The sequence below is a fragment of the Natranaeroarchaeum sulfidigenes genome (genome assembly GCF_017094485.1).
Classification (GTDB): domain Archaea; phylum Halobacteriota; class Halobacteria; order Halobacteriales; family Natronoarchaeaceae; genus Natranaeroarchaeum; species Natranaeroarchaeum sulfidigenes.
The window spans coordinates 2,069,023-2,085,798 of record NZ_CP064786.1; the positions used below are offsets into that span (position 1 = coordinate 2,069,023).

The window sequence follows — 16,776 nt, forward strand, 5'->3', positions numbered from 1 at the left end:
ACCGGCTTAGTAGTTTGTCCGATATGGCGATGCTATGCTCAGCCAGTAGCCGCCAGTCAACGCGAAATATCCTGCATGTCGTCGCCGATCACTGCCTCGACTTCCTGTTTCGTCACGGTCGCGATATCGCCCGCGATCGTGCGTTTGAGTGACGCCGTCGCGGCCGCGTACTTGAGCGCTCGGGGGACATCATCACCCGACAGCCGACGCGCCAGGAATGCCCCGACGAACGCGTCCCCGGTCCCGATGGCGTCGTGAGTGTCAGCCTCGTAGATGTCCTGTTCGTAGACGGTGTTACTGTGCCACGCGAGCGATCCCTTCTCCCCGTTGGTGACGATTACCGTCTGCAGATTGTATTCGGCTGCAAGGTGATGGGCCAGTTGCCGAGGATCGCGTTCGAAGTTCAGCACCTGCTGGGCATCGCGGAACGGAACGACGAGAATATCGACGGCCGGAAACAGCCGGGTGAGCGTCTCGCGGGCTTCTTCTTCCGACCATAGGCTCGACCGGTAGTTGACGTCGAAGGCGGTTTTCGTTCCCGATTCTTTCGCAGTTTTGAGCAGTTGTGCGGTCGTCTCCCTGAGGCGGTTCGAGAGTGCAGGAGTGATACCGCTGGTATAGAACACACGCGCCGTGCGAACCGCATCGAGATTCAGCTCCTCGGGACGAGTCGTCTGGACTGCCGCACCTTTCCGGTCGTAGATGACGTTCGTCCCCCGTGGCTTGCCGCCGTATTCGAGGTAGTACGTCCCCTGTCGTCCCTGATCGCTCCACGCAACGTCGACATTGATGCCGTGCTGGCGAAGCCCCGAGACGACCCGCCGACCCAGCGGCGAGTCAGGGAGTTTCGAAAGCCACGTCGCGACCGCGCCCAATCGCTCGGCCGTAACGGCGACGTTGCTCTCCGCGCCCGCGGCGCGAAATTCCAGTTCACGCGCCGTCTCGACGCGATCGCCCTGCGGGGGCGAGAGCCGAAGCATCGTTTCGCCAAAAGTGACGAGATCGCTCATGGGTCGGCCAACGGTCGCGTGTAGTATAAGTTAACCTACTTGCGAAATCCGGGGGTGTGGCCCCCCACCCGACAGGTAACCAGTGGAGGGCGCATGCGGCGCAGCGGACACCGCCGCACGCCAGTTTCCGTTGGCAATCGCCATATGCTTTTCGCCGTCGAGGACAGCCAGCTATCCGTTGTGGCCCGGATAATCCCGCTCGAACCGATCTTCCAGTTCCTCGCTGTCGATCTCGATAACGACCGGTCGTCCGTGCGGGCACGCGTAAGGGTTCTCGCACTCGTCGAGACGGTCGAGCAGGTCCATCACCGACCCTTCCTGAAGCGAGGTATTCCCCGTAATCGAGGGATAACACGCCAGATCGGCGATAAAGCCGTCGGCGAGTGACTCGACTGCTTGCTCGCCCGCGCTCTCGTCGGCGTCGATGACCGACGACAGTACGTCTCGCAGGCGCTCGGGTGCGAGCGTCTCGTCGAGGACCGCGGGGACCGTCGTCACGCTGACCCGGTGTCCCTCCCGGTTCGCATAGAAGCCGAGCGACGCCAGCGCTTCCCGGTAGTCGTCGAACAGCGCCGCCTCGCCCGCAGTCAATTCGATTTCTACCGGCTGGGCCAGTGACTGCGCAGTCGTATCTCCTGCAAAGGCCTCCTGCAGGCGCTCGTAGTTCACCCGCTCGTCGGCGGCGTGCTGGTCGATCAATACCAGCCCGTCCTCCGTTTCGGCGACGATGTAGGTGTCGTGTAACTGACCGAGCACTCGCAGTCGTGGCAGGCTGTCGTAGCTCGCCTCGGCGGTGGCGACGTCACCCGATAGCGTCTCCTGATCGTGCGGGCCGGTGAACTTCGTGGTGTCGGTGCTTGCGGAGGGGTACGGAGGGCTGTCCCGTGGTTCCGATCGATCCGTGCACCCAGCATCTGGGTCCACCGTCGATACACTGCCGGACTTCGAATCGATGACGTGAGACGTCTCGGTGTCTGTCGGCATCGAATCAGCTGTCGGACCGGGTTCCACAGTCGTGTCGGTGTCGTCGGTCGAGCTCTCGGTCGCCGATCCCGCCGTCCGCGAGGAGCTATCCGATCCCGAGCGCGCTCTCGCACCGCTCGGGTCGCCCCCGTTAGTATCTGACCCTCCTGTCGTCGCCGAAGTCCCGCCAGTCGATGCCGAAGTCCCGCCAGCCGACGATGTAGACTCCGTATCGTCGACTCCCGTCCCGGACTCCCGCTCTACTGAGGGGTCCGACGCTGATTCGCCATCCGACGAGCCAGTGCTGGAGAGCGTCGTCTCCGTACTCGGAGTTACCTGCGTCTCATCGGGGGCTGAACGCCCGCGCGGGGCCGACGACCGGACCAGCCCGTGTTCCAGCAGGGCGTCCTCGACTGCAGTTTCGAGTTGCCGCTTGAATCCCGCCTCGTCGTCGAACCGGACTTCCATCTTGCGGGGATGGACGTTGACGTCGACGGTGTCGGCGGGCACCGACAGATCGAGCACGACGAAGGGATATCGGCCGTTTCCTAACTGCCCGTCGTAGGCGTCCATGATCGCCTCGCGGGCCGCCCCTGAGGTGACGTATCGGCCGTTGATGAACGTCGAGACGTACTCGCGAGTACTCCGGTTGGTCTCGGGATGGCTGACGTACCCCGAGATTCCGTCGAGGGGGCCCTCCGGGAATTCGGAGCCGACTGCCGGTTCGGCATCGACTGCGATCATGTTCGTGGCGACGTCTGTGCCGTACACCGAGAGGATCGTCGACTGGAGATCACCCTGTCCGGTCGTCGAGAACACCTCTCTGCCGTCGTGTTCGAGCGAGACGGCGACGTCCGGGTTCGCCAGCGCGTACTGGGTAACCACGCGGTTGACGTGGGTGAACTCCGTCGTCTCGGTCTTTAGGTACTTCTTCCGCGCCGGCGTGTTGAAGAACAGATCCGTCACTTCGACGGTCGTTCCCTCGGGGCAGCCCGCTGGACCGACCGATTCGACCTCGCCGTCGACGAAGACGAGTTCCGTGCCCGCGCCCTCTGCACCACGGGGCTTCGTCGTGATCGTCAGCCGGGCGACCGCGCCGATCGTGTGCAGGGCCTCGCCCCGAAACCCGAGCGTGGCGACGCCCGCTTCGAGGTCGGAGACATCGTCGATCTTGCTCGTGGTGTGTTCGCGCACCGCGGCGCGGACGTCGACCTCGTTCATTCCCTGCCCGTCATCGCGGACCCGGATCGACTCGGTGCCGCCCGCTTCGACCGCGACGTCGATACGCGAGGCGTCGGCGTCGAGGCTGTTCTCGACCAGCTCTTTCACGGCGGAGGCGGGTCGCTCGACCACCTCGCCCGCGGCGATCCGCTGGACGGTTCGCTCGTCTAGCTGCTTGATATCTGTGTCCGTCATGGTGTCATCGACGCCGAGAGGGCGTCGTTCAGTTATCACGTTGGTTATGAGCGGGGGATCATGAAGCCTGTTGGTCCCAGCAGTATCGAGGGCGTCACACGATGGGCCAAGGCTTCGTCCAACTTCTAGTGTGGCGTCACACTAGGTTTTTGTCAGTCCCGCCCCAATCGACGAGCATGAGCAGCGACAGGATCGACGCGGAAAGCAAGGTGTCGGGCAACCAGGCCAACATTCCTGCCCGGATCCGGCGCGAACTGGACATCGACGATGGCGACCAGCTACGCTGGCAGATCGAGGACGACGGCAGCCTTCGGGTCGAGGTCGTCCAGCAGCAATCGGGGACGTTCGCGTCGTTCGACGGGTACGACGGTGAGACCGAGACCGATGTGACGACCGACCACGACGCCTGGGGGGTCGCCCCCGAGTAAATGGCCCGGGCACTGCTCGATACGACCGTTCTCTTTGGGGCAGCGTATCGACGCGACAGCGCTCACGATACCGCACTTCCGATACTGCGAGGTGTCGACGACGGCTCGCTCCCCGAAGCGGTGGTCCTCGATTACGTGCTCGCCGAGACGCTGAACGGTCTATCCACCCACGCCGGTCACGGGGCCGCCGTCGATCTGCTTGATCGTATCGAGGAGAACGCCAACTTCGAGATCTGCTCGCTCAGCACGGATGCCTTTGCGGCCGGAAAGGCGCTCTTTCGACGATACAAGCAGCTCTCCTTTGTCGACGCCTGCATCGTGGCGTACATGGGGAGTGCCGATATCGAGTACCTCTACGCTCTCGACGACGACTTCGATGCAGTCGAGGACGTTTACCGGCTCGATACGGCCACCAACCCGTACTCGCCGCGGTGAGGCGGAATCGAATAGCAATGCTGGTCGGTTTGTATCAAACGCAACTTCAGGGGCCTCCTCAATTACTTCGAAAAGTGTACCATAAAACTTCAGTTACTGTAGTATGATTATTCGAAAATTGTAGTAAAGAGCAGAGCGCTCTATCGGCCGCTTCAGACCGTCTGCGGGACCTCCTCGCCGACCATCGCCGCGAGATCCTCCTCGGGCTCACCAGTCGGCTGCAACCCGAACTCGGCCTGGATCTGCTCGACGAGAGTCGGCGTGAGGAACTCGGGCAGGGTCGGGCCGAGGTAGATGTCCTCGACGCCAAGCGAGAACAGGCCGAGCAGGATGGCGATGGCCTTCTGCTCGAACCACGAGAGCACGATCGACAGGGGCAGATCGTTGACCCCGCAGTCGAGTTCCTCCGCGAGCGCGGTCGCCATCGAGACGGTCGAGATGGAGTTGTTGCACTGGCCGAAGTCGATGTACCGTGGGATATCGGTGCCGGGCACAGTACCGTAGTCGATGTCGTTGAACCGGAACTTCCCACACGAGGTCGTCATGATGACACAGTCATCTGGGATCGCTTTCGCGAGTTCGCGGTAGTACTCGCGGCCGGGCGTCGGGGCGTCACAGCCAGCGATCACGAAGAAGTGACGGAGCTTGCCCGCCTCGATGGCGTCAACGATGGCGTCGAGCTGGCCGAGCAGTGGTTCGTGGTGGAAGCCGGTCGAGATCGTCCCGTCGCCCTCCCAGTCCACTTCGGGGGATTCCTTCGCCGTCTCGATGACTGGGCCGAAGTCGTCGGTATCGACCTCCTCGACGCCCGGGAGGCCGGCGATCCCGCTCGTGTAAAACCGATCGACGTACTCCTCTTTGGGCGGCTGGACGCAGTTCGAGGTGCCCAGGATCGCGCCGGGAAACTCGGCAAAGAGGGTGCGCTGGTCGTGCCACGCTTGCCCGACGTTGCCTTTCAGATGGTCGTACTTGGCGAGCTCGGGGTAGCCGTGGGCCGGTAGCATCTCCGAGTGCGTGTAGACGGTGACGTCCTCGTCTTCGGACTGTTCAAGCAGTTGCTTGAGCGCGTAGAGGTCGTGGCCCGTCACGAGGATCGGGTGTCCCTCCACGTCGTTCTGCGGTACCTCGACAGGTTCGGGAATCCCGAGTTCGGTGGTGTGGGCTTCATCAAGCAGTTCCATCGCGCCGACCGCCGCCTCGCCGACAGCCATCGCCACGTGGAAATGGGAGTCGGGGTCGAAGTTGACGTTGGTGAGTGAGGTGTACAGTCCCTCGTGAAGCACCTGATCAACCTCGGGGTCCTGATAGCCCATATCGCGGGCGTGGGAGGCGTAGGCGGCGACGCCTTTCATTCCGTAGGTGATCAGCTCCTGCAGGCCCTGAATATCCGGCTCCTTGCCACAGACGCCGCGAGTGGTACAGCCCCCAACAGGGGTCTGCTCGCATTGGTTACAGTGCATCGCCTGAAGCTCAACGCTACACGATCCTAAAGGGCGAAACCGGATCCTGCGTACTGGGGACGGGCCCGAACATGTTCGTCAGACGGACCGGTAGCTGGCCAGCTCAGTCGTCGAGGCGGTCGCGCCACTCCTGGACCGCGCTCATCAGCTCGATCGGTGAGGTCTCGGCGATATCGACGGCGGCGAGTTCGTCAAGCACATCCGCGGCCTCCTCACCGAATTCCTCGGTCACTGGATCCGGATCGTTGCCGATGCTCGTCCCCGCCATGTCGTCTTCGTCCCCGCCGTCAGCCGATGCCGTGGTCATCTGCCCGCTACCGACGTCGAAGACGACCTGTTTCGTCCCTGCCGATCGACCACCGCTGCCTTTCGCCTCGATTGCTTTCTCCTCGCGCAGGCGCTGGAGGACGGTGTTTGACCGGTCCACTACTGGACCAGGAACCCCCGCGAGATCTGCGACGTGGATCCCATAGCTTCGATCCGTGGGGCCATCTCGTACGGTCCGCAGGAAGGTTACCTCGCCGTCCCGTTCGTCGGCGGCGACGTGGACGTTCGCCACCCGATCGAGGTGGTCCGCAAGCGTCGTCAGCTCGTGATAGTGTGTGGCAAAGAGCGTCTTCGCGTGGACCTCGTTGTGTAGATACTCGGTCGCCGCCCAGGCGATCGAGATGCCGTCGTAGGTCGCGGTTCCCCGCCCCACTTCGTCCAGAATCACCAGCGAATCGTCGGTCGCGGTGTGGAGGATCTTCGAGAGCTCCTGCATCTCGACCATGAACGTTGAGCGCCCCTGTGCCAGCTCGTCGAGCGCGCCAACCCGCGTGTAGATCCCATCGACCAGCCCGACCTGTGCCGCGTTCGCGGGCACGAAGCTCCCGATCTGGGCCAGCAGGACGATAAGCGCGGTCTGGCGCATATATGTTGATTTACCCGACATGTTGGGGCCTGTGACGATCAGGAACGATCGCTCCGTAGACAGCACGAGGTCGTTGGGCACGAAGTCGGTCGTTTGTTCGACGACTGGATGTCGGCCCGCCTCGATTTCGATGTTCTCACCCGATGCAGCGAGCGTCGGGCGCGTCCAGTCGTTCTCGACGGCGTGGACCGCGAGACTCGCCAGGACGTCGATATCGGCGAGCGCCCGCCCGACGTCCTGTAGCGTTTCCGCACAATCCGCCACCTCCTCGCGGAGGTCGCAGAACAGCTCGTACTCCAGTTCGCCGCGACGTTCTTCGATCCGCATGATTTCACGTTCCCGTTCGGCGAGTTCGTCGGTACGAAACCGCTCGGAGTTTTTCAGCGTCTTGACGTTCTCGTAGTGATCGGGGGCGTCGTCGGCCGCCGACTTGCCGATCTGGATGTAGTAGCCGTCGGTCTTGTTCCGACCGACGCTGACGTGACGCAGTCCGTACTGGCGGCGCTCGCGTTCGTCCAACGTGTCGAACCACCGTTCCAGTTCCTCGTGGCGCTCGATCAACTCGTCCAGTTCCTCGTCGTAGCCGCGGGTAAGCAGGCCACCTTCCTGTACCGTCTTCGGAGGGTCCTCCGCAAGTGCGTCGTCGAGAGCGTCGTGGAGCTCCGCGGCGCGCTCGCGGTTCGGTCGATCGGCGATAGCCTTCAACGGCGAATCAGTCAACCGTGGAGCGTTCTCGATGATCCCTTCGACGGTGGGCAACACGGCGAGCGTGTCACGTACCGCCAGCAGGTCGCCAGCGTCAGCGCTTCCGGAGGTTGCCTTGCTTGCCAGGCGTTCTAGATCGTAGGCGTCCCCGAGGACCTCCCGGAGCTCTTCTCGTGCGAGCGCTGCCCCAGTCAGCGCGTCGACCGACGCGAGGCGCTTATCGAGGGTATCGCGTGATTGCCGAGGTCGCTGGAGCCACGATTTGAGCCGTCGCCCGCCGGGGCTGGTAACGGTGTGATCGAGCACGGAGTACAGCGATCCCTCGACCCCGCCCTGCATCGTCTCGGTCAATTCGAGGTTGCGCTGTGTCGTCGAGTCGAGTTCAGCGAACTCGGCGTCGCCGTACCGTTGTAGTCGTGTTATCGATGCCAGCAGGCCGGTCCCGGTTTCCTCGACGTAGTCGACGATCGCTCCCGCAGCCCCGATCGTGGCAGCCGCCTCGATGTCGACGCTCTCCAGACTGGTCGCGCCGAACTGCTCTTTCAGGACGTGCCTGGCCTGCCCCGGCGCGAACGCGCCCGCCTCGTGGAGTGTGAGCGTCGCATCCGTTCGTTCGCGGATCGTCCCGAGCAGGTCGTCGTCCTCACGAACGGTCGGCCCCGGCAGCACTTCGACGGGATCGAATCGATATAGCTCGGTGAGTGTACCGTCGCGAGCGTCGTCGCCGCTGACCGTCGTCACGGAGAACTGTCCGGTAGTGACGTCCGCAAAGGCGAGCCCGTACACGCTGCCGTCCTTGACCACCGCTGCAACGTAACGCGCGTCAGCGTCGGTCACATCGAGCAGGGTACCCGGAGTGACAACGCGACTGATCTCACGGATATGTCCGGATTCAGTTTCACGCTGATCCGCCACTGCGACCCGGTACCCCCGCTCCACGAGTGCTTTCAGATACGGTGTCAGCTCCGATACAGGCACCCCTGCCATCGGATACTTGACGCCCCCAGAGGACTTCTTCGAGGTCTTGAGATCGAGTTCCTCGCCAACCAGTTCGGCGTCGTCATCGAAGAACTCGTAGAAATCGCCGACCTGCATCGCGAGCACGTCGGCGTCGCTGTCGGCTTTCAGCGACTTGAACTCGCCGACGATTCCTTCGGCTCCGGTCATGCTCGTAGCACGTCCCCTCGTGAATAAAATACTGCGGTTCCGAGGGCAGGGGTTACGCAAACATACGATTTTTATGAAATTTGGTGCGGTGTGGAGAGACAGACCCTACAACTACTCCTGTTGTTACCGAATATATCCCGAATGAATCCTGTCGGTAACTAATGCATGATTTTATATTACTTCAGAGAATTGTAGCCGACTATGCTGGATTTACTCCGCCGAATCGTTCCTAACCGGATACGCAGTAGCTACGCGGCGAAGTTCGCCATCGTCGTGATCATTCTTGGCATCTCCGTGGCTCTCGTTGGTGGCGTCGCCACGGCGCTAATGTCAGATCAGGTCGAGCAGAGCGCAAAAGAAGATCTCGAAGCGACCGCCCAGTCCGACGCACAGAGCGTCGATAACTGGCTCGAACAGAGCGCGATAGAGGTGCTTTCGCTGTCACGGGAGGACCGTCTTCAGGCTGATACGAGTGACGATGGCGTTAACACCTATCTCGAGGAGTTCCGGGGAGATCGAGGTGCCGACACCAGCGCTAACACGCTGACAGATGTGCATCTGGTCGATACCTCGACCGGCGAGATTGTCGCCTCGTCCTCGCCTGGAGAGCGTGGTGAGAGCTACACCGCCGAGGATCGGCCGTGGCTCGACGAGCCCGACTTCGAGCACAGAAACGTCGATGTGTCAGAACTGTACGAGCTAGACGATGATCCGTATGTGGCGTTCTACCGCAGTGTTTCGGGTGACGACGATCGTATCGTCGTCGGTGTCCACAACATGGAGCCAGTCGGGTCGAACATTCTCTCCGGGGATCGGATCGGCGGTGCAGCCGGTAACTCGTACTCGTTTGCCATCGACGAGCGTGATACGATTCTGATGGACGACGTCAACGTCGGTGAGGATGTCGGCGAGACGTATCCGAGCGATAGCCCGGTACTGGATGAGGCACGTGATCTAGACCGTCGTGAAGCAGCATCGATGGAAGTCGACTCGCAGTTCGTACCCGATAAATCCGGTGTCGGCGACGAGGACCATGTCGTTGGCTATGCAGCATCTAGCGATAGCGACTGGATCGTCGTGGTCCACTCCCCACAAAGTCAGGCCTACGGCTTCGCTGACACGCTGACGACGTACGGAGCGTTCGCGACCGCTGGAGGTGTGCTTCTCATCGGTATTATCGGGCTCGCGCTCGGTCGAAACACGGCCGTCGCGATAGACCGTCTGACGGCCAAAACCGAGGAGATGGAACAGGGGAACCTCGACGTCGACTTCGAGACCAAGCGGATCGACAACATCGGCCGGCTCTACGCAGGCTTTGCCAACATGCGCGACGCGCTTCGCGAACAGATACGCGAGTCTCAGCAGGCCCGTGAAGAAGCCGAGTCAGAACGCGAACGCGTCGAGCGGATCAATCAGGACCTGCAAACGTCCGCCGCCGAATACCGTGCAGTGATGGGTCAGGCAGCAGATGGCGACCTCTCCGTCAGGGCGACCGTCGACGCCGACAACGAGCAGATGCGTGGGATCGGCGAGGACTTCAACGCCATGCTCGACGAGATCGAAGCGACCGTCGAACAGCTCAAACGCTTCGCGACCGAGGTCGCTACAGCCAGCGAAGAGGTGACTGCCTCCAGTGAGGAGGTTCGCAGCGCGAGCGAGCAGGTCACCGAATCGATCCAGGAGATCTCCGACGGCGCGGAGCGACAGAACCAGTCGCTACAGTCGGTCAGCCAGGAGATGAGCGGTCTCTCGACGACGACCGAGGAGATCGCCTCCTCCTCGAACGAGGTCGCCGATATCGCCGAGCGAACGGCACAAACTGGTCGTGAAGGGCGCGAAGCCGCCCAGGAGGCGATCGAGGGGATGAACCGGATCGAGGCAGAGAGCGAGGTTGCCGTCGAGGAGATCGAACAGCTACAGAAGGAGGTCGCCCAGATCGACGAGCTGCTGGAGTTCATTACCGAGGTCGCAGAGCAGACGAACATGCTCGCCCTGAACGCCAATATCGAGGCCTCTCGGTCGGGCGAGTCGGGTGAAGGCTTTGCCGTCGTGGCAGAAGAAGTCAAAGAGCTGGCGGCCGATACGAAGGACGCCGCCGAAGATATCGAGGATCGCCTCGAACGGATCAAGGCACAGACCGACGACACCGCCGAAGAAGTCCGGAAGACCAGTTCCGAGATCACCGACCACACAGAGTCGGTCAGGGATGCCGCGGAAGCACTCGGCGAGATTGCGGACTACGCACAGGAAACCAACACTGGTGTTCAGGAGATCTCCGCGGCAACCGAGCAACAGGCAGCGTCGACACAGGAAGTGGTCGCGATGGTCGACGAAGCCGCAACAATCTCCGAGGAGACGACCGCAGAATCCGAAAACGTTGCCGCTGCAGCCGAACAGCAGACGACTGCGCTCACGGAAGTTTCCCGATCCGCGTCCGATCTTGCGAATCAGGCATCGCAGCTCTCCGAAGCACTCGATCGCTTCGAGACCGATGCGGATGCAGAAGGCGGACTCGGAGACGACGGTGAGAGCGCGCTCCCGGCCGCCGACGACGAGACCGTTGACCCGTCCAGCGACGATGGGACGTCCGATCCCGAGGAATCCGGCACGGACGACGGTGGCGACGACGAACCGCTCGACGCAGGCGAGGAGTCGCTAGAATCTACTGAGGAACCACCGGAGTTCGATGCGGAGCCGGAGGAGGATAGCGGCCCGGATCCCGCGTCGCTGAACCGGACTTCCTCGGCCGACGATGGGATCAACTTCGGAGCTGATGATTCCGAGGCGGACGATGGGATCAACTTCGGAGCTGATGATTCCGAGGCGGACGACGAGCAAGTGAGTGAATCTCCGACCCAAGCGGATCCACTCGCCGAAACAACACCGCAGGACGCCGTGGCAGCGCCGGCAAGCGAGCAGGACGCCGAAGCGGAGCCGGAACAGGACGTCGAGGCAGAACCGGCGCAGGACACTGAAGCGGATGACGAAGAAGAACCACCGGCCGAATCGGACGACGAGGAAACCGAGGATAGTACGAGCGACGATATGTTCTCGTTCGTCGAGTCCGGTCCGGATACGAAGCCGTCCGACGATAGCTGAACACCCGGTCTACTGATTTTACTGCTCTTCGTGTTCGAGTTCACCGATCCTCTCAGCGACCGCGTCCACTGTCGAACCGCAAACGGAGTACACTATGGTCTCGCCGCGTTCTTCAAGAATAATCGGATCTCCAGTAGCCCCTGCTGCACAGTCCCGACACGCCGATCGAATCTGTGTGTCTGCGCTGTAAGTGTGCCGTGAAGAGTGTATGTAATCCTGACCCTCGGAGAGCGTCACCGAGACAGCAAACCGGACAGTCGGAACCGCATCCCGGACGCCGAGGAGCCGCTGGACGACTCGCTCGTCGGCAGTGTTCGCCGATCGATTCACCCTGTCGGACGCCATCGTTCCGGTTACGACGTCCGCTTTGGATTCTGCGTACCGACTGGCGGCGGCGAGACGCACCTGCGACCCATCAACGCCGATCTTCCGGATTCGCTCCCCAAGCGTTTCGAGTCGCCGATCGAGATATTGTCGATCCGCGCGGTTTCGAAGGTCGACCAGATGGTTTACGGCTCCGGGCCCCTGCCCGACATCGTGGTGGTAGCGGACTGCGCTGTGCATGAACTCGGTCCCCCACTCGACAGCGTCGAGAACAGAGTCACCGTCCGCAAGTCGAGCAGCGATCGCACTCGACAGGGTACAGCCCGAGCCGTGCGTCGCGTTCGTGTCGATTCGCGGATGTTCGAACTCCTCGATTCCCGTTCCAGTAACGAGTACGTCGACGACCGTCTCTTCGTCCTCGTGGAGGTGGCCTCCCTTGACCAGCGCGGCCTCTGCACCCATACCGACGAGCCGTTCGCCCGCAGCCCGAGCGTCTGCGGTGGTCTCGATAGTTTCATCAAGTAACACCTCGGCCTCGTCGGCGTTCGGTGTAACGAGCGTGCTTTCTCCGATCAATGTCTCGTAGGCGTCCTCGGCGTCGGCGTCGAGCAGCCGGTCGCCGGAGGTGGCGACCATCACCGGATCGACGACAGCAGGGGCGCTCGCAGTCGCCACACGATCGGTGACGAGTTCGATCACCTCGGCTCTCGCGAGCATCCCCGTCTTGATCGCTGCTACCTCGAAATCGTTGAAGACGGCGTCACACTGCGCGTCGATCTCGTCGATCGGGAGGACCTGTGAGCTGGTCAATCCGGTAGTGTTCTGGGCCGTTACAGCGGTAATCACGCTGGTAGCGAACGCCCCGGTCGCTTCCATCGTCTTCAGATCGGCCTGAATGCCTGCGCCGCCGCCGGAGTCGCTTCCGGCAATCGTCAACGCCACAGGACGGTGCTCGGGAGCTGCGGGTTTCATGCCGTGTGATATAAGTTCAAGATATAAATGGGTGATGGGGTTTTGGGGCTGTCGCAACCTACAGGCTGAGTCCGGACGAAATATTATCCTTCGAACGTACGATCACGTATGCGAAACTTCACGATCGGATCGATCACGAAGATCCCGATCCGTCTGAACATCACGCTCGTCGTTTTCTTGCCGTTGCTCGCGTATCTGATCAGTCGACCCGAACAGCTGGCGGCGTACGCGACTGCCGTCGAACTGGTCTCGCCTCATGCCGTCGATCCCGACGCGCTCGCGAGCGGCCAGACACCGATCTTGCTCGGCATCACGGCCGCAGTCGGGCTGTTCGCTAGCGTGCTGGTCCACGAACTCGGTCACTCATGGACTGCACGCTACTTCGATGTCGGGATCACGTCGATCACGCTGTGGATCTTCGGCGGGATGGCCCACATGGAAGAGCTTCCGGAGGACTGGAACGTCGAGTTCTGGATCGCCATCGCCGGGCCGATCACGAGCCTCGTGCTTGCCGGGGGGTTCTTTGCGGCACTCCAGGTCGTCCCAGCGTCGGCTCCGCTCGTCCTCTACGTCGTCGGCCTGCTTGCGGTTCTGAACGTCTCACTGGCAGTGTTCAACATGCTTCCTGCGTTCCCGATGGACGGGGGGCGGGTGCTGCGCGCGCTCCTCGCGAGACGACGCCCCTACGCATCCGCAACAAGGACTGCGGCCGCCGTCGGGCAGGGCTTTGCTGTCGTGATGGCGATCGTTGCCGTCCTCTCCGGGGCACTCTTGCTCCTCCTGATCGCCATGTTCATTTACGTCGCCGCCTCCGCGGAGTCGCGGACGACGGTCGTGCGTGATCTGCTTCGCGGGATCACGGTTCGGGACCTCCTCACCGACCGTGGTGACGCGGTCGATGCGGGCGACAGCGTCCAGACGCTGCTCGAACGGATCGTCACCGAGCGCCGGAACGGCTACCCCGTCGTCGATGGAACCGAGCTCGTGGGGCTTGTCACGCTGGCGGAGCTACGTGACGTCGAACCGGACGAGCGCGACAGCCGCCGCGTCTCGGACGTAATGCGTGCGGATCCACCGACTATCGGTCCCGATGCAGACGCCTTCGAGGCGCTCATGCTCATCAGTAAGGAGCGAACGGATCGGATCGTCGTCACTGAGAACGGCCAGGTGTACGGCACGATCTCCCAGCGCGACCTGATGACTGCCCTGGAGACGACACAGGGGCTGGGCGACATCTCGAAGACGGATCTGGACGCGGACGGCTACGCCTGATCGACCCGCTTCTCGATAGTTCAGTACTCGGTATAGACGCCCTCGATCAGGTGTACTAGCTGCTCGGGCGGAACCGCACCGCGTGGGCTGTAGCCGTCGCGTGCGAAAGCCGGGACGCCGGTGACGCCACGGCGATGGGCAGCCTCGACCCGCTCGGAGACCATCACGGCGAGCGCCTCGTGGTAGGACACGGGTCATGCTGTAGGCTTGGGCAAATATGGTCAAAAAGCCGATGTTAGAGTAGACCGGCTGCTGGTGGACGCTGCGTCGAAGAAAATAGACGTCGAAACGCGTCTACTTGCCGCGGTTGCGGTCGCCGCTGATCGATGGTTTCGTGTGCTCGGTACCCTTGCCACGACCCTGCTGGCCACGACCGCGCTGACCGGCGCTGGTCTTGCCACGGTAGGACCGACCCTGATGGGTATCGTCGCAGATCCAGTTGAGATCGTCGTCGTTCTGGATGGCGGGGTGGTTGGGGTCGATGAGGATTACCTCGAACCACTTCTGGCTGCCGTCCTCCCCGACCCAGTAACTGTTGAGGACGCGGAGGTTCTGGAACTTGCGGCCGGAGCGCTCCTCGGCGATCCGCTGGAGGTTCTTCCGGCGGGTGACGCGGTTGACGCCCTGTCGCTTGGTTCGGCGACCGGCCTTGTGTCGCACCTTGCGGGCCGATCCTTTGCGGACCGACACGCGGGCGACGACGACGCCCTGCTTGGCCTTGTAGCCGAGTTCGCGTGCTTTATCCAGACGGGTGGGTCGATCGACGCGCTCGATCGCTCCCTGATCCCGCCAGTCCTGTTTGCGCTGCCACTGGAGTTCGGCAAGTTTGCCGTCGCCCGGGTTCTTCCAGGCTTCCTTGATGTGTGAGTAGAAACTTCGTGCCATATGTTTCACCACGGGCGTTGGGTGGTTCAGCCGGGAGCCCGGCCACATTCCGTCCTGTCGATGACAGGTGCCCGCTGGGGCCCGTCGTCCAGCGAGTTACTCTGGAATACCGCTGTTCGGAGTTTAAGACCTTCGAAAGCACCTGCGAGACTCCTGGCAGGATCCGAGTAAGTTGAAATTTCGCCGGGTAATACCGTAGTGTGCCACTGAAAGCTCGCGGTACTGCTAATAGCAGTATCATTACAAAGAGGCCGATCGTCTTACGGGAATCTATGTCATACGCCAATCTGCTCGGCTATACTGGCTGGGAATCGATAATCGAGAGTGTTCAGTCCCTGCCGGTACAGCTGACCGGTGATTTCCTCCAGTGGGCGATCCTGTTTTTCGTCCTCGCGATCATCGCCGCTGCCGTTGGTGCACGCGGCATCGCAGGCGTCTCCATGGAGATTGCCCGGATCTTCATCCTGATTTTCCTCGTCCTGGCGATTATCTCGCTGTTGCTATGATTTCGCACAAAGAGCTGTGATCTGTGAACCGCATCGGGGTCAGCCCCGAAGTACTCGGCCTGTCAGCTTGTAGAACTCGATATTCCGATCTCCTGCAACATGCAGTTTTGATATAGCTTTATGCAGTTTATTATGGAGGTTACTCTCCTCTCGATGTCGGTATCACTTCTTTAGGGCCGCCGGTCACTGCGTTAGTCCGTAAGCGAGGTCAGACCGAGTGAGCTTCGACCCGGTCGAACTCGTTTTTTTCGATCGAGTGGGCGACTGCCCCAACGTCGTACTCCTCGACGTGCTGGGGATACTTGCGCCTGAAGTAGTTTACAATGTTTTCGACATCCCGTTCGAGGAACTCCTCGGCGTTCTCGTGGTCGGCTGGGATCGCCTGGGGCCAGTCGAATATCGTGATTCCCTCAGAGCCGACGAAGACATTGTACTCGCTCATGTCCGCATGAACTCGCCCCTCGCGGTAGGCTGTCTGCATCTCGCGGAGGACGAGATCCAGAACTGGGAGTACCTGTTCGTCTTCCAGCCCCGTGCGCGAGAGCTCGACACCGTCGATCTTCTCCATCACGATTGCGTGGCGGTTGTGATCGATCGGCCGGGGAACCGAAACATCCGGATACAGGGTTTCGAGCGCCTCGTACTCGCGCTCCGCTGCCTTCCGTGCGGTGTAGAGCCAGGAGACGTGCTGACGATCCGAGGTGTAGTCGCGTTCTTTCATCACTTCTCGGAAGTTTGTATACCCCTCACGGTGGAACTTCAGTGCCATTGGCTCGTAGGACTGAACCTCGAACACGTCGCTTTCTTTGCCGACACCGAGCGACGCGCCGAACCCGGTGATCGTCTCCCGCTCGGCGAACGTACGCAACGCCAGCGCATCGTACCCCTCGAAGGTCAGCGTGTACCCCTCATACTGGATCGTCTTCCGTTCGATCAATCCGCGGTCGAGGCAGCGATCGAGTCGGTACTCGACCTCTTCGGGAGTGAGATCCGCAAAGTCCGGAAGCTTTTCGCGCGATACCCACTCGGAAAATCGCATTCCCTGCTCGACTCCCGACAGGAGATAGAAGTCCTCGGGGTCGAGCTCCGGAAGGATCCCGGCGACGTTCTGTACCATAGGGACACGTATCGCCTGCGCGTGTATAAGCACCATGCGTTGGTCGATATGCAGTTAGTAAACCACATATTGCGATATAAAATCGGTGCGAGCCCTGAGGAGAT

12 protein-coding genes and 1 pseudogene are annotated in these 16,776 nt (G+C 61.7%); 5 read left to right on the forward strand and 8 right to left on the reverse strand.

Features of this window, described 5'->3' with window-relative positions; genetic code table 11:
- Positions 1-56 precede the first annotated feature (56 nt).
- Together kdgK1 and mutL are read right to left on the reverse strand one after the other, a co-directional pair.
- Entirely contained in the window at positions 57-1,010 is a 954-nt protein-coding gene (gene kdgK1, locus AArcS_RS10690) for a bifunctional 2-dehydro-3-deoxygluconokinase/2-dehydro-3-deoxygalactonokinase (RefSeq protein ID WP_238477405.1), read from the reverse strand.
- A gap of 171 nt (positions 1,011-1,181) precedes the next feature.
- Entirely contained in the window at positions 1,182-3,389 is a 2,208-nt protein-coding gene (gene mutL / locus AArcS_RS10695; RefSeq protein WP_238477406.1) for a DNA mismatch repair endonuclease MutL, read from the reverse strand.
- A 176-nt stretch (positions 3,390-3,565) separates the two neighbouring features.
- Between mutL and AArcS_RS10700 the strand changes: the two genes are divergently transcribed.
- Together AArcS_RS10700 and AArcS_RS10705 are read left to right on the forward strand one after the other, a co-directional pair.
- The gene (locus AArcS_RS10700) at positions 3,566-3,817 is read left to right on the forward strand and encodes an AbrB/MazE/SpoVT family DNA-binding domain-containing protein (RefSeq protein ID WP_238477407.1); all 252 of its coding nucleotides are present in this window, start codon (positions 3,566-3,568) and stop codon (positions 3,815-3,817) included.
- Positions 3,818-4,252, forward strand: a complete 435-nt coding sequence (locus tag AArcS_RS10705) for a type II toxin-antitoxin system VapC family toxin (RefSeq protein ID WP_238477408.1) — start codon at positions 3,818-3,820, stop codon at positions 4,250-4,252.
- Between the two features lie 152 nt (positions 4,253-4,404).
- Here AArcS_RS10705 and hcp read toward each other — a convergent pair whose 3' ends face one another.
- Complete coding sequence (hcp, locus tag AArcS_RS10710; RefSeq protein ID WP_238477409.1) at positions 4,405-5,712, reverse strand: hydroxylamine reductase; 1,308 nt, start codon at positions 5,710-5,712, stop codon at positions 4,405-4,407.
- A gap of 103 nt (positions 5,713-5,815) precedes the next feature.
- Positions 5,816-8,497 (reverse strand): DNA mismatch repair protein MutS, encoded by a 2,682-nt coding sequence (gene mutS, locus AArcS_RS10715; RefSeq protein ID WP_238477410.1) that lies wholly within the window; start codon positions 8,495-8,497, stop codon positions 5,816-5,818.
- A 201-nt stretch (positions 8,498-8,698) separates the two neighbouring features.
- Here mutS and AArcS_RS10720 point away from each other — a divergent pair, with 201 nt between their 5' ends.
- Entirely contained in the window at positions 8,699-11,596 is a 2,898-nt protein-coding gene (locus AArcS_RS10720; RefSeq protein WP_238477411.1) for a methyl-accepting chemotaxis protein, read from the forward strand.
- A gap of 18 nt (positions 11,597-11,614) precedes the next feature.
- Here the strand turns inward: AArcS_RS10720 and thiD are convergent, their stop codons facing one another.
- The gene (gene thiD / locus AArcS_RS10725; protein ID WP_238477412.1) at positions 11,615-12,892 is read right to left on the reverse strand and encodes a bifunctional hydroxymethylpyrimidine kinase/phosphomethylpyrimidine kinase; all 1,278 of its coding nucleotides are present in this window, start codon (positions 12,890-12,892) and stop codon (positions 11,615-11,617) included.
- Between the two features lie 108 nt (positions 12,893-13,000).
- Here thiD and AArcS_RS10730 point away from each other — a divergent pair, with 108 nt between their 5' ends.
- The gene (locus tag AArcS_RS10730; protein WP_238477413.1) at positions 13,001-14,164 is read left to right on the forward strand and encodes a site-2 protease family protein; all 1,164 of its coding nucleotides are present in this window, start codon (positions 13,001-13,003) and stop codon (positions 14,162-14,164) included.
- Between the two features lie 20 nt (positions 14,165-14,184).
- On the opposite strand, the pseudogene AArcS_RS10735 reads toward AArcS_RS10730, so the two are convergent.
- Positions 14,185-14,307: pseudogene (locus AArcS_RS10735) on the reverse strand (DsbA family oxidoreductase); the annotation flags it as partial.
- Positions 14,308-14,458: 151 nt separating this feature from the next.
- Positions 14,459-15,049: a 50S ribosomal protein L15e gene (locus AArcS_RS10740; RefSeq protein ID WP_238477414.1), complete on the reverse strand. Its 591-nt coding sequence runs from the start codon at positions 15,047-15,049 to the stop codon at positions 14,459-14,461.
- Between the two features lie 272 nt (positions 15,050-15,321).
- Between AArcS_RS10740 and AArcS_RS10745 the strand changes: the two genes are divergently transcribed.
- Positions 15,322-15,555: a DUF1328 domain-containing protein gene (locus AArcS_RS10745; RefSeq protein ID WP_238477415.1), complete on the forward strand. Its 234-nt coding sequence runs from the start codon at positions 15,322-15,324 to the stop codon at positions 15,553-15,555.
- A 208-nt stretch (positions 15,556-15,763) separates the two neighbouring features.
- On the opposite strand, the gene AArcS_RS10750 is transcribed toward AArcS_RS10745, so the two are convergent.
- The gene (locus tag AArcS_RS10750; RefSeq protein ID WP_238477416.1) at positions 15,764-16,672 is read right to left on the reverse strand and encodes a serine/threonine-protein kinase RIO2; all 909 of its coding nucleotides are present in this window, start codon (positions 16,670-16,672) and stop codon (positions 15,764-15,766) included.
- Positions 16,673-16,776: the final 104 nt, after the last annotated feature.

Excerpts from the sequence above, each read along its gene's own strand:
- kdgK1 (WP_238477405.1), bottom strand. The coding sequence starts at position 1,010 with ATGAGCGATCTCGTCACTTTTGGCGAAACGATGCTTCGGCTCTCGCCC.
- mutL (WP_238477406.1), bottom strand. The coding sequence starts at position 3,389 with ATGACGGACACAGATATCAAGCAGCTAGACGAGCGAACCGTCCAGCGG.
- AArcS_RS10700 (WP_238477407.1), top strand. The coding sequence starts at position 3,566 with ATGAGCAGCGACAGGATCGACGCGGAAAGCAAGGTGTCGGGCAACCAG.
- AArcS_RS10705 (WP_238477408.1), top strand. The coding sequence starts at position 3,818 with ATGGCCCGGGCACTGCTCGATACGACCGTTCTCTTTGGGGCAGCGTAT.
- hcp (WP_238477409.1), bottom strand. The coding sequence starts at position 5,712 with ATGCACTGTAACCAATGCGAGCAGACCCCTGTTGGGGGCTGTACCACT.
- mutS (WP_238477410.1), bottom strand. The coding sequence starts at position 8,497 with ATGACCGGAGCCGAAGGAATCGTCGGCGAGTTCAAGTCGCTGAAAGCC.
- AArcS_RS10720 (WP_238477411.1), top strand. The coding sequence starts at position 8,699 with ATGCTGGATTTACTCCGCCGAATCGTTCCTAACCGGATACGCAGTAGC.
- thiD (WP_238477412.1), bottom strand. The coding sequence starts at position 12,892 with ATGAAACCCGCAGCTCCCGAGCACCGTCCTGTGGCGTTGACGATTGCC.
- AArcS_RS10730 (WP_238477413.1), top strand. The coding sequence starts at position 13,001 with ATGCGAAACTTCACGATCGGATCGATCACGAAGATCCCGATCCGTCTG.
- AArcS_RS10740 (WP_238477414.1), bottom strand. The coding sequence starts at position 15,049 with ATGGCACGAAGTTTCTACTCACACATCAAGGAAGCCTGGAAGAACCCG.
- AArcS_RS10745 (WP_238477415.1), top strand. The coding sequence starts at position 15,322 with ATGTCATACGCCAATCTGCTCGGCTATACTGGCTGGGAATCGATAATC.
- AArcS_RS10750 (WP_238477416.1), bottom strand. The coding sequence starts at position 16,672 with ATGGTACAGAACGTCGCCGGGATCCTTCCGGAGCTCGACCCCGAGGAC.